This is a genomic window from Paenibacillus sp. FSL R10-2788 (assembly GCF_038003885.1).
Lineage (GTDB): Bacteria > Bacillota > Bacilli > Paenibacillales > Paenibacillaceae > Paenibacillus_AQ > Paenibacillus_AQ odorifer.
Genome location: NZ_JBBOQA010000001.1, coordinates 2,152,838 through 2,165,594, shown reverse-complemented (window position 1 = coordinate 2,165,594; position 12,757 = coordinate 2,152,838). Strand labels below are relative to the sequence as shown.

Here is a 12,757-nt window from a genome sequence, read left to right as displayed (position 1 = left end):
CTTTTTTCACATTGCTAATCTTAGCTTATAAAAAGAAAAGTAAACGCCAACTACATTGGCATTTACTTTGTAAATAATTAATACGGTTTGTTACCTTTAAGTGTCAATTGCCCTTGTTCCAAAATGCTGTTCGGTACAACTGAAGTCTTGGAGCCTTTAATATTCAGCACAAAGCTTGGGGCAAAAGTGGAATGATGATCCCCAAAGTAACCTCTATTCGTCATGTAACTTGTGATGACTACATTATTCCCTTTCACTTGCGGAATCGCAAAGTGAGCATAAGTCCAGGTAATATCATAAGGATTAAGATCTTGATGGAGGACAAGTCCTGTACCATTTAATGGTTTATACGGTCCGTTTAAAGAATTAGATACGTACCCGAGCATGTAGATGTCTTCATCATCAATGCCATCAATGAACATTTTAGAACCTCTTGAGCTTGTGAACAGATACCACTTGCCATTCAATTTAAATATGTTCGCACGTTCAATTTCATCTGTCACGGTATTGGAGGCAAGTAGCGGCTTCATTTCTTTTTTGAATGTATAATCATTATTTAATTCAATGATACCGAGCGCACCATTCGCGGTTTCCGCAGATGTTTTGTCAGCACTGCTTAGTAATTTCTTTTTCTCCGCTTGGAAGAAGGCATTGCTATTACCATAATAAGCTTTGTTAAAGAGAGATTCTTCACCCTGGTAACCCGTAGTTGTCCCTGTATTTGCTTCAAACACAAGATACTTGTGGCCTTTATCCTCCACATAGTGAGGATCTCTTAAGGTATGATTATCGTCGTAATCGCCTTTGCTGAAACCGGTGATATCAAGACTTTGATAAATTTCACCTTGATTACCGTCATAGATGGATTTCATATCTTCTACGCCATCAATCTTAAGGGTATCCCCATCCGGGGCAGAGACATTAATTTGAGCTGTAGTTAAAGTTTGTTTCCCGTAAAATCCGCGATCTGGATCCCAAGGATGACGATTGGTGTAGAACAAGCGAACTTTGCCATCAGATGTCATGGTTGCTGAACCGGACCATTCTTCGGCTTGATTGTTTAAAACATAATCATCAGGTACAAGTTTGTCACTATCCTTAAACACCCGGCCGGCATTCTTCCAGCTGCTGATAGAGTTGTCTCCTTCTTTCTTATAGAACAAATAAATAAATGTGTCTGATCCATTATTAGGGTCGCCCGCCAGACCAAAAACAATTTGATACCCCTTATAACTTGCTACAGTTCCATCTGCATTTTGCAGCGGCCAAGTATCCCAAACATCCATTTCAATTTTGTTTCCATTCTCATCGAACTTAACGGCTGCAGGAATGTTCTTAATCGTTGAAGCATCAAATTTTGGGACTTGGAATTGATTACTATTTTGTTGTTTGGGTAATTTCAACATGTCAGCGCGAGTGATATGAGAGAAACCGTAGTCATTGTACTCCGGCTTGTTCGGCTTGTTATTTCCTTTCGCAAAGGTTTGAGTAGCTCCACCTAACATTAAAGCAGCTGTAAAGGTTAGGATTGTTGTTTGTTTAATCATTTTCTTGAAATTCATCATCTAACTCCTCTTATACTTTAAATTTGGGTTTCGATCTTCCTTTGTGCTGTTCCCCTTTTAAATTCTAATGAAGAGTAGACGTTATGAGTATGTCGTGAATTGATGCATTTACAGGGCTATATTGATTTGGTTTTATTGCTTCACATAGGTATCCCACGATTTTTGAAGCTCCTGAAGCAATTGATCCCGATTGATTTGCTCTCCTACATATGCTTGCATAAGATAGCCAAACTCCTCTCTTGCTCTGGAAGGGAATTTGAACCAATTCCAAGATAAAGTTTTCTGTTCATCGACGTATCGCATAAGATCTTTTACTAGCGCTCCCGAACGGTCCGTCTCTATATTTTTAAAAGCTGAAATAAAATGAAAGCGATCCTTCATGAACTTTTTCCCTGTTTCCGAGGAAACCATCCAGTTCAAAAACTTTTTGGCTTCCTTTTTCTTTTCTGGCGAAGATTCTTTATTAACAGCCCAATTATTAGATATCCCTACTGGCAACGCATTGTTTTCGGCACCATCATTAATAGGCATGGGTAAAAAACCGATATTCATATTCGGCGATATTTGATCAATTTTAGACTGAACCCAATTCCCTTGTTTAAGAATCGCCGTTCTCCCTGTTGCAAATAACTCAACTTCCGAATTATAATCTGTTGTCAAAAAATTTTCGTTACCATATTGTACGGTCAAATCCAGCATCCGAATGACATCTTTAACTTCCTTATTCTCTCGAAAAGATTGTGTTCCGTTGTTTAACCCTTGAATAAAAGCATCCGGCTCCTCCTGTTGGGCAATAGCAATATTCAACAGGAGTACAAAAAACCAATGATCTGAATAACCAACAGAAAAAGGAGTCACACCTATAGCCTTCAGCTTTTTCGCCGCCTCTTTTAATTCCGTAAACGTTGTTGGGAGAGGATCAACCCCAGCCTTTGCGAATAAATCCTTATTATAAATAAAACCGTAGCCTTCAAAATTGATCGGCATCCCGTATATTTTCCCGTCCATCTTCATCGGTTCTAGCGCCTCGTCATAAGCCTGTTCCACCCAGGGTTGATCCGATAAATCTTCAAGATATCTACTCCATGCCCTCGCTTCTTCATAACCGCCATTTGGAAAAATATCCGGACCAACATTGGCCGCAAACCTCGCCTTTAGCTCATCAAGGTAGTTAGCTCCTCCGCCAAAGGTTAGAATTTCCACGTTAATATTCGGGTTTTCCTTTTCATATTCCTTAACCATCTGCTCGAATTCTATAGAAATTTCCACTTTAGGATTCAGTACCTCCAAAGTGACTGTCTTATCCGGTACCTTCAAATCCGCTTCCTTCAGTGGACGTGTATGCGCACCACATGAAGAAAGCGTTAGCGTAATCAACCCCACGATAATCATTTGAACCCTTTTTATTTTCATAATTCCCCCAGATGCATTCAACAATGAACTTATGTATTGGCTATCCTGACTTCCGCGTCTATTTCTCTTGCTCCCTGTGAATTACGATATTCAGCAGGCGTCATACCGACGTTTTTTTTGAACAGCTTAGAGAAATAAATCTCATCTTGATACCCTAGCTTTAAGGCAATCGAGTACATCTTTTCATCCGATTCCAGTAACCACTGTTTCGCTTGATTTATTCGTAAATGAATGACGTAGTTAGTAAGAGTCATCCCTACTTCTTGCTTAAATCTCCGCGAGATATGTTCTCGGCTCAGAAAAAAACGGGTGGATAATTTGTCCAAACTTAACTCTTCCATATAATGCTCATCAACAAATGCGACAATATCATTCATACGCCTAACATCATCTAAATCCGCCAAACGATGGATTGCTCTAAAATTTTGTTCAGCCATAGACCTTTGTGCAGATTGAAAAGATAACGATATCTCTGCGAGCGATTGGAGGGAAGGGCCGCTAACCAAACGAACAGGTATATCAAAATGCTGGGTAATCCATTCCTCTATCGGGAAAAACTGTCCATGAAGGGACAGAATCACACAGACATTAGGATCATTTTGAAGCGTAAATGCATTTCCCCACTCCCGTGTAGCCAGTTCTTCGGTCAAAAGCTGAACGTATGGCTCCGAATAGTGAGATTGGTAAAAATACATCATAGTAAAGTCGTATATGTCTGCCTGTGGGAGAGCCGAGGCAATTTCGCCTTCATCAAAAGCTTCACCGTTACAAGCAGCAGTAATCTCCCTGTTTAAGCGAAACATTTTTACCTCTTCATAAAATCCGGACTCCATATTGCGACGGTCTCCCTCTTCTTGTTCCCAGGCTCTCAACGCCCCTTCTAAAGTTTCATTCAGCATTTTCTCTTCAATTGGCTTCATCAAATAATCAAAGCATCCCAGCTTAAACGCTTTACGCATGAAACAATAATCGTCAAACCCAGAAATCATAATCACTTTTCCCGGATAGTCTTTAGCAGCCAACCACTCGATTAACTCCATCCCGCTATTTTTGGGCATTTTGACATCTGTCATTATGATCTCTGGAGATTTCTGCTCAATCAACGCCTTAGCCTCGAGACCATTTCTGGCTTCCAGCACTTCGGTAATCCCGTATTGTTCCCACCGTCCCAAAAAACGGATGATTTTTCTAACATTAGACTCATCATCTACAATAAGAGCTTTCATAAACGTTACTTCTCCTTTAGGTAGAGTGGAATTACTAGCCGTACAGTGAACCCTTGTCCCTGCATCGAATCTAGTTTGATTCCCGCTGTGTGATCGAAATGAAGAACCAAGCGATCATGAATGTTTTTTAACCCGATATGTGCAAAAGAAGGATTGCCTTCGTTAACCGGTGTGTAGAGATTATTTTTTAATGCCTCAAGTTCATCATCCGTCACGCTGTTTCCGTTATTTTCTACGACTAGATTCAAATATTCACCTTGTATTTCACCATAAATATGGATGTAAGCTTGTTCATAGCCCTCGTCATAACAGTGCTTAAAAAAGTTCTCAACGAGCGGCTGCAGGATCATACTGGGAACCGGAATATCAAAAATATCTTTAGGTATATCAATGGAATAGCTAAAATCAGTCTGAAAACGTTCCGCTTGAAGATTCAAATAAGCCTGTACATAATCCACTTCGCTTTGAACCGTCGCCTTCTGATCCACACGAATCGAGTACCGCATCATTTTGGATAAAGAGGTAATCAGTTGATATACTTTTGGAGATTCAGAGAGTAGGGCAACAGCTGCAATGGATTGTAAAGAATTAAATAAAAAGTGCGGATTGATCTGCGACTTTAGCGCCCTATGCTGATTTTTCCTGTTCTCTATCTCAAGCTTATACTCCCGGTCAATGTGACGGTTGATCCGATTCATCATCTCCTTGATATGTCTTTCTAGAATACCGATTTCGTCCTCCCGCATATCGTCGAATGGGGCATTCATATTCCTCCCCTCGATGCGCTGGACTTTTTGACTAAGCAATTTTATCGGCCGTGTAAATCCATATGAAATGATTGTTATCATTATCAAGCCCAGTCCACCTACAACCACACCTACAATGATGTTTGTATAGGCGGTTTTCCTTACATCTTCAAATAAAAAAGAGCTCGGGGTTACCTTAGCAAAATGCCACTCTTTTATCGGTTCCTGCAATGTTCTAGTAAACACAATATCTCCTTCTGGAGATTTAGTATCTGCCTGTGCCGGACTTATTTTCCTTTGCAGTTCATCAGGAACGGTTTTGCCTATCCATGTTTCATCACTGGCGTAAATGACATGATCCTCCGCATCGGAAAGCCACACGCTCTCTTTATTTTTCTGTAGAAAATGATTAGCGATATGAGCAATCTTGTCCAAATCAATATCTATAGTGATGACGCCCAGAAATTCCTGCGTTAGGACATCCACAATTTTGTGATGAACCGTCAAGACCATCGTTTTATCCGAAGGAGGCATAATGGAGGTATCGTTATAGTTCTCAATCAGATGCGGAGCTTCAATAAGATAATTGCTATTAGAGCTCATCAGCTTCTGAATGGAAGCTTGCTGTAATAAATCCGGATTCCTTTTACGGGAACTTAACATGGCATTATAAACTGTAAATGAGCTTTTCCCTTCGTTTATGAATAAACGGATCTGACGAATTTCACTCCTCATGAGATAGAAGTTAGTCATACCCTTATTAATTTCAAGCTGCTTAAAATAAAAATCTTCTTCTAACCCTTCTTCAAACACCCTGAATAAGTCTGGATTTCGGTATAAAATATATGGAAGATTAATGATTTCATCAAAATATTGCTCTAGATCGGCTGACGCCTGCTGAATTTGCTCTTGGCTGTTCTCAAGTTCATGTCGTTCCACATTCTCTTTCGTCTGCCGATAGATCAACAACACGGATAAAAAATACGGTAGAATTATAAACACAAGCAGCAAGAATAATAAGCGCTTATGAATGCTTTTCAAATAAATACTCCTCTGTAAAAATTTCGGTTTTCAGCAAAAAATCTAATATCAGGTTTTATATTTTCACAAATATCCAACACAAAATCAAAATACTTGTTGCTGAGCAACAAGTATTTTTGCCGGATCCATATATGACAAACGCCAATCGTTTATTACCCAAATTATATCCATATGAAACAACCGTTAAGAAATTTCCGCAAATTAATCAGCTATTTGAAGATTGAAATAATTCCCTGCACAATGGGCTTCCAAAGATGTGGATATTCTTGCTGAATTAACTTTCTTACCTCCTCCCCCTTGATGTCGTTGAAATTATTATCTTGAGTAATAAAGGTATAAGCACCTTTTACGGTATCCCCTATAGCTATATGCCCGCTTGCATATCCACCCATTGCAATATGGGAAGCGATAGAGAGACCACCCAAGGAGAACATACCTACAGCTAAACCTCCAACAGCAAATATCCCCAATGCTATTCCACCAACGGCCATTGTACCCGCCGCAATGCCCCCAACGGCTAACAAAAGCCCTAGAGCCAGACCTGCAAAACTGATGAGTCCTAAAGCAAGCGCACCTAAACATAATCCGCCCAAAGCAACAATACCAATAGATACAGCACCAATCGCAATATTACCTATGGCAATAACCCCTTTGGCAACGTATAGCCCCCGTCCGATATGGATATGAACCAGAGGAATTCCAAAGCATGTTCTCTTACTTTTGTACTCATAATGAAACAAGGAATTCAGATCTACATATACGGGGCTTGCGACATGCTCTGCTTTGGTATCGCTTGAAGCATCCTTCACCAGATGATCCAAACTTACGTGAAATAATTCACTTAAACTAATCATCTTATCCATTTCGGGATAGGATTGACCTGATTCCCACTTAGACACGGCTTGCCGCGAAACACCAATCACCTCCGCCAAGTTCTCCTGGGACATTCCTCTCTGTTTCCTATAGCTTTGCAATTTATTTGCAAAGTCCATTCGCCATCACCTCATGCTCATCATATTATAACGTTCTGTAATTGACTACCTATCTACCCTTACATACTGTCAACCACTGGTTGCACAGCTGATTTTGCGGGCTTTTATCCTCATTAAACGTTCTTGATTCCCCATTCTCCCTATTTCCGGGCAAGATGATAGCGTATAATATACGATATAGAATATTCATCAGAGGAGACTATAAAACCATGAAATTGAGTATGAATTGGATTACGCTTCGGGTCCGCGATCTGGAGGCTTCCCTTCATTTTTATAACCGGATACTGGGGCTACCCATTGAGCGTAGATTTGAAAGCAGTGGAAAACAGATCGTCATGTTAGGTCTGGAGGGGCAACCCAAGATCGAGCTTATTCAGGGAAGTGACCCGGCTTTGAAACCGGAATGTGGCGTTTCTGTGGGTTTCGAAGTGGAGTCACTTGATGAAGCGATGGAGAGTTTAAAAAGCCAAGGTATCCCAGTAGCGCGCGGACCAATCGCCCCCAATCCCCACCTGCGGTTCTTTTATATCCTGGACCCGGACGGGTTTGAGGTGCAGTTAGCGGAGCATAACTAACGTTTATCAAGCGCGTTATTACCTCAAAAAGAAATAGACCGCCCTAACCAAAGGTAGCGGTCTATTCTGCCGTTTAAAACCTAACCCCCACTCTTAAAGCAAGGCTTTATTCAACAGCTTTAGTTGATCTTTTTTCAGTGAAAAAGTAAACCAAAGCCAATAGCGGCAGGATCACTCCGATGAGTGAGGCGAAGGTCCATCCCCCATAGGCATAAGCCCAACCACCCAAAGATGATCCAACGGCTCCGCCCACGAAGAAAATCGCCATAAAGATCCCATTAAGACGCCCCCTCGCTTCACTACCCAATGAATAAATCACACGCTGTCCGAGTACAAGATTTCCGGATACGGCCATATCCAATGTAATCGCGGAAATAAAGAGCAGAATGAGAGCAAAAGTTGAGTGGCTATGGAAAAGATGAATTAGTAAAAAAGACAAGGTGGCAATGATCATGGCCAGCCCGGTTAACCATTTGCTCCAACCTTTATCTGCCAGTCTTCCAGCAATCGGCGCGGCTACAGCCCCACCAACACCTACTAAAGCAAACCATGCGATACCTTGCTGCGACATTCCAAAATCATCCGCCAACCGCAACGGAACCACCGTCCAAAAGAGACTAAAAGCTCCAAATAAACAGGCTTGATATAAGGCACGTCGGCGCAATATAGGCGTTTGTTTTAAAAGGGTGCCTAAAGAGACAATTAATTTACCATAGCTTACCGAAGGTGCAGGTTTACGTTCAGGAAGAAATCGCGACAGAAGAATGGCTAACAACGTGATGACGACCGCTGAAAAAATAAAAACGGCTTGCCATCCCCAGATGCTGGTGATAAAGCTTGCCACGGGCCGGGCAAACATAATACCTAGTAAGAGTCCACTCATAACATTACCAACCACACGCCCACGCTGCTCTTCAGACGCTAAATAGGTGGCATAAGGTACCAGGATTTGGGCTACCACTGAACCGGTTCCTATAAACAAAGATGCTGTCAGGAACAAAGGCGCATTAGCTGCGAAAGCTGCAACCAGCAATGCACCCACTGCAACCATTAACGTGATTATCGTGAGGCGCCGATTCTCAACAATGTCACTCAGCGGCACGATAAATAACAAACCTACAACATAACCGATTTGAGTTAAAGTGACGATCAAGCCTGCGGCTGTAGAAGAAAGTCCTGTCGAGACACTGATAGGTCCAACAAGGGTTTGAGCATAATAAAGATTGGCTACGATAAGCCCGCATGCGGCTGCTAACATAAACATCATCCAACTTGAAATGTGGTTCTCTTTCACCGCTTGTTCTTTTTGCATGTGAATCCTCCTCAGATTATCTTAATAATTTAAATACTGTACGTTCAGTTCACTAATTCATGTTTAAATAATATACTGAACGTATCGTTTTGTAAATAGGTGATAGTCATTTATTTTTTTAGGTTTTTTTAGTATACTGAACGTATAGTTTATATTTTGATTGGAAACAGATTAATGAAAGGGTGATTTCAGATGGAGAGTAAACGAGGGCGTCCGCGTAATGTTGAGACGGAGAAGTCTATTCTTACCGCATCCTATGATTTGTTATTGGAAAATGGTTTTGGAGCAGTTACGGTGGAAAAAATAGCGGATCGTGCCAAGGTCAGCAAAGCTACGATATATAAATGGTGGCCTAACAAGGCTGCCGTGGTGATGGATGGATTCCTATCCTCCGCTGCGGACAGACTGCCCGTACCTGACACAGGTTCAGTATTTGATGATATTCTCATGCATGCAACGAACTTATCCCGGTTCCTGATTAGTCGAGAGGGTAAAATCATTACGGAGATCATTGGCGAAGGACAGATGGATTCAGGCTTGGCGGAAGCTTATCGGACCCGATATTTCCAGCCTCGTCGGCTTGAGGCACGGCTGCTTATGGAACGGGGTGTTCAGCGCGGGGAATTGAAGGATAATCTCGATATTGAAGTAGTTACCGATCTTATTTACGGGCCGATATTCTACCGCTTGCTGGTGACCGGCCAACCCATAGACGATGCTTATGTGCAGCAGTTGGTGAGGTACGCTTTTCAAGGAATACGTAACTAACGGGAACGGTAATGGAAAAATAGACCGCCCTCTCTCACCAGAGATGCGGTCTATTTCTGCTCGTAGTACTATAAAAGGTCGGCCTGGCGGAAGGTTGAGATACAAAGGACCGAGGTGCTCTTATTTTCTGATTATGGGGCGTTTTCCCAAGCTATCGGACTCCTACGCACTTATTTAGTCTTTTCAAAGCAAAATACTGCTACTGGAGAGGAAATAAGTGCGCTACGGTCCGATCACCCGACTAATTGCACCGAATATAGAAAACAAGAGCTATACAGTCCGCAGGATCATAAGTGGGTGATTCGAACGGACAGGAGCTCAGTTTCACTAATTAAATCAATTTCCAACGAAACCTTTCTGCTGCAAAATGTCTCCCGTATCGTTCCATAATTTATTTTCCATTACCTTATCTCCTCCCGGTTGTACGGGTACAATGGGATTGCCTGTCCCAACGTTAAAATATCCCCCACTGCTCTCTTGATATTTAGGATCGGTCATTAAACGAATAATGATCTCAGCTCCTTTACGAGGATCGCCAATACGAAAGAAATTCAATAAGTGCTTAAGCATCGAAGAAAACCAAAGTTCACGCCCGAGACCTGTAACATTAAAACCCGGATTCAATGCATGAACGCTGATTCCCGTTCCCGCCCAGCGACGTGCAAGCTCACTGGTAAACATAATATTTAACAGTTTGGTTTTCCCATAAATCTCAGATGATCCCCTGTAAGTAAAGGAAGCTGTATTGAGCAAATCTTCTGGCAACTTTAGCACTCCATGCCGGCGTGAAGCTTCTGAAGCAACATTTATGATTTTTGCACTTCCTGCTGCTCTCAAAGAATGCTCTAAGGTATGTGTCAATAACCATGGTGCAAAATAGTTCACAGCCATCATTTCTGAGAATCCATCGGCAGTTATCCGCTGTTCAAACCCATGAAGCCCTGCGTTATTTATTAACACGTCTATCTTCGGAAAAACATTAGATATTTCTTGTCCTAACCTAGTGACATCCTTCATTGAGGATAAGTCTCCGTAAAAAAAACTAATTTCGACTGCTGGTACGCTCTCCTTTATCATTTTTTCAGTTGCTTCCGAACGCGTATTACTCCTTGCAGTCAGAACAAGATGGGCACCTCGCTTAGCCATTTCAAGTGCAACGAGTTGTCCCAAACCGCTTGTAGCTCCAGTAATTACAATAATCGGCTTTGTCATCTTCAACATTCTCCTTTATATAAGGAATTCATAAGGGCCAATTTCATTTTGACAGCGTATTGTCCAAAACATATAATTGATATATATCAACTATATGACGATGATTGATATATGTCAACTACATAGATGTTTGATGACTTTAAAATACAAGGTTAGGTGGTTAAAACAATGAATACTGAACGTAAAGACACGTCGAGAGGACAATTAGAACTGAAGCTAGGTGGACAAATTAGTGCCCTTATTAGCGCTTCGCATGCCCTAAATGTCAGAACTGCTGCCGCTTTCGATTCATCTGTACAACCTGCTGCTTTCCATATAGTTCGTTGGCTGTACTCCTATGGTCCAACAAGTGCCTCTGTATTGGCAGAATCTACGGCTATGGATCGTAGTTCAGTCAGCCGTCTCATCAAGCAACTCGAGAATTTGGGTTATATCAAAAGGGAAGACTCCCCTAACGATCGTCGAGCTATACTTCTTACTCTCACTGATCTTGGACGGCAAAAAACCTTTGACGCGTTACAGGATAAGGAGTTCATATTTTATGAGCGCATAGCCCAATGGGATAATCAACAGCTTGAGACATTTATCGAAATGCTTCAGGAGTTTAATGGATTTAATGATAATTAATAAATGGGAACAAAAAAAGAAACAGCATCTTGCTGTTTCTTTAGATATGGATTGTCTTTAATTAGAGCCAACAATTGTCACTGATATTCATCTTCGGCATGTTCATTATTGCATTGCTCAACTACCTCAAAAAGAAATAGACCGCCCTCTCGCAAAGGAATGCGGTCTATTTCCTGACTAAACTTCCGAAGCCGCTTTTATCTACCCAAACTATACCACGATCAAAACCAAATCAAAAGTCACTCACTCCCCAAACAGCAAAAAAACGGCATTTCTGCCGTTTCTTTAAGATGGACTCTCAGGGGCTCGAACCCTGGACAAATAGATTAAGAGTCTACTGCTCTACCAACTGAGCTAAGAGTCCATATGATGTTTGGTGGAGCCAAGGGGGATCGAACCCCTGACCTCATCGCTGCCAGCGATGCGCTCTCCCAGCTGAGCTATGGCCCCAAACTGAAATTTCAGATGTATGTAACCACACATTTTTTAATTTTAGTTTGGTCGTAATTGAGTTGTTCCGATAAACTCAAGCGTCGTAGGCGACTTCTATATAATATAAAAAATCGCCCTCTATGTCAACACTTTTTTTAAAATTCATTTTTCCACTCAAATTCCCCGCTCAAAACTCAGAGGAAACAAACCAGTACAAGCACTCTTAACAGACCCTAGGATTGGTTGTAACGCCCTAACTGGACAAAACCCTATAATCCCTCTAATTCTCCCGTACTCTTGGACAGCAGCCCCTTGAGTTCCTTCATGAACATATTAATATCCTTGAACTGGCGATATACGGACGCAAAACGAACGTAAGCGACTTCATCTACTGGGTAGAGCTGCTCCATCACGAATTCACCAATCTGTTGGCTTTCCACTTCCGCAACGGCGATGCCGCGCAAAGATTTCTCAACCTCGGACACGATCTTTTCTAGACGTTCCACAGAAACCGGCCGTTTCTCACAAGCACGGATGAGACCGCGGAGTATTTTATCACGACTGAATTCCTCACGGCTGCCGTCTTTTTTAATTACAATCAGTGGCGTCTCTTCAATCATTTCAAAAGTAGTGAAACGTTTGCTGCAACGCTCACATTCACGCCTACGACGGATTGACTTATTTTCATTCGCTGGTCGCGAGTCCAGCACTTTAGTATTTGTGTGATCACAGTAAGGGCATTTCATAAGCTTCATCACTTCCTAATACATAATGGTTTGGTCCCGGAACGTTATAAATCCGGCTTTTGAACGGCTTTTTTATTATTTCCAGAAATCACCGTTTTTTTC

The 12,757-nt window shown here is 41.6% G+C and carries 12 protein-coding genes and 2 tRNA genes; 4 read left to right on the top strand and 10 right to left on the bottom strand.

What is annotated here, in order from left to right; translation table 11 throughout:
• Window positions 1-77: 77 nt before the first annotated feature.
• The 5 genes from NSQ50_RS09375 to NSQ50_RS09355 form a co-directional block, all read right to left on the bottom strand.
• Window positions 78-1,562, bottom strand: coding sequence for a glycoside hydrolase family 68 protein (locus tag NSQ50_RS09375; RefSeq protein WP_036679414.1), 1,485 nt, complete (start codon window positions 1,560-1,562; stop codon window positions 78-80).
• Between the two features lie 135 nt (window positions 1,563-1,697).
• Window positions 1,698-2,978 carry an ABC transporter substrate-binding protein gene (locus NSQ50_RS09370; RefSeq protein WP_052096917.1) on the bottom strand — a complete coding sequence of 427 codons (1,281 nt, stop codon included), beginning with the start codon at window positions 2,976-2,978 and terminating at the stop codon, window positions 1,698-1,700.
• A gap of 29 nt (window positions 2,979-3,007) precedes the next feature.
• Window positions 3,008-4,204, bottom strand: a complete 1,197-nt coding sequence (locus NSQ50_RS09365) for a response regulator transcription factor (protein ID WP_038569708.1) — start codon at window positions 4,202-4,204, stop codon at window positions 3,008-3,010.
• A gap of 5 nt (window positions 4,205-4,209) precedes the next feature.
• The gene (locus NSQ50_RS09360) at window positions 4,210-5,991 is read right to left on the bottom strand and encodes a cache domain-containing sensor histidine kinase (RefSeq protein WP_076107542.1); all 1,782 of its coding nucleotides are present in this window, start codon (window positions 5,989-5,991) and stop codon (window positions 4,210-4,212) included.
• A 209-nt stretch (window positions 5,992-6,200) separates the two neighbouring features.
• Complete coding sequence (locus NSQ50_RS09355; RefSeq protein ID WP_038569704.1) at window positions 6,201-6,983, bottom strand: helix-turn-helix domain-containing protein; 783 nt, start codon at window positions 6,981-6,983, stop codon at window positions 6,201-6,203.
• A 209-nt stretch (window positions 6,984-7,192) separates the two neighbouring features.
• Between NSQ50_RS09355 and NSQ50_RS09350 the strand changes: the two genes are divergently transcribed.
• Window positions 7,193-7,558, top strand: a complete 366-nt coding sequence (locus tag NSQ50_RS09350) for a VOC family protein (protein ID WP_051491055.1) — start codon at window positions 7,193-7,195, stop codon at window positions 7,556-7,558.
• Window positions 7,559-7,664: 106 nt separating this feature from the next.
• On the opposite strand, the gene NSQ50_RS09345 is transcribed toward NSQ50_RS09350, so the two are convergent.
• Window positions 7,665-8,870, bottom strand: coding sequence for an MFS transporter (locus NSQ50_RS09345; protein WP_076098505.1), 1,206 nt, complete (start codon window positions 8,868-8,870; stop codon window positions 7,665-7,667).
• A gap of 192 nt (window positions 8,871-9,062) precedes the next feature.
• On the opposite strand from NSQ50_RS09345, the gene NSQ50_RS09340 reads away from it, so the two are divergent.
• Complete coding sequence (locus tag NSQ50_RS09340) at window positions 9,063-9,638, top strand: TetR/AcrR family transcriptional regulator (RefSeq protein ID WP_076098506.1); 576 nt, start codon at window positions 9,063-9,065, stop codon at window positions 9,636-9,638.
• Between the two features lie 336 nt (window positions 9,639-9,974).
• Here NSQ50_RS09340 and NSQ50_RS09335 read toward each other — a convergent pair whose 3' ends face one another.
• A complete protein-coding gene (locus NSQ50_RS09335) occupies window positions 9,975-10,850 on the bottom strand; it encodes an SDR family NAD(P)-dependent oxidoreductase (RefSeq protein WP_076223324.1) in 876 nt (291 codons plus the stop codon).
• Between the two features lie 168 nt (window positions 10,851-11,018).
• Here NSQ50_RS09335 and NSQ50_RS09330 point away from each other — a divergent pair, with 168 nt between their 5' ends.
• Together NSQ50_RS09330 and NSQ50_RS31565 are read left to right on the top strand one after the other, a co-directional pair.
• A complete protein-coding gene (locus tag NSQ50_RS09330; protein WP_038569696.1) occupies window positions 11,019-11,477 on the top strand; it encodes a MarR family winged helix-turn-helix transcriptional regulator in 459 nt (152 codons plus the stop codon).
• 74 nt (window positions 11,478-11,551) lie between these two features.
• Window positions 11,552-11,617: a putative holin-like toxin gene (locus tag NSQ50_RS31565; RefSeq protein WP_370510915.1), complete on the top strand. Its 66-nt coding sequence runs from the start codon at window positions 11,552-11,554 to the stop codon at window positions 11,615-11,617.
• 151 nt (window positions 11,618-11,768) lie between these two features.
• On the opposite strand, the gene NSQ50_RS09325 is transcribed toward NSQ50_RS31565, so the two are convergent.
• From NSQ50_RS09325 to nrdR, 3 genes are all read right to left on the bottom strand, one after another.
• Window positions 11,769-11,841: transfer RNA gene (locus tag NSQ50_RS09325), tRNA-Lys, on the bottom strand.
• 10 nt (window positions 11,842-11,851) lie between these two features.
• A tRNA-Ala gene (locus NSQ50_RS09320) sits at window positions 11,852-11,927 on the bottom strand.
• Between the two features lie 251 nt (window positions 11,928-12,178).
• On the bottom strand, window positions 12,179-12,655 hold the full coding sequence (gene nrdR / locus NSQ50_RS09315) for a transcriptional regulator NrdR (protein WP_036678976.1): 477 nt from the start codon (window positions 12,653-12,655) through the stop codon (window positions 12,179-12,181).
• Window positions 12,656-12,757 lie beyond the last annotated feature (102 nt).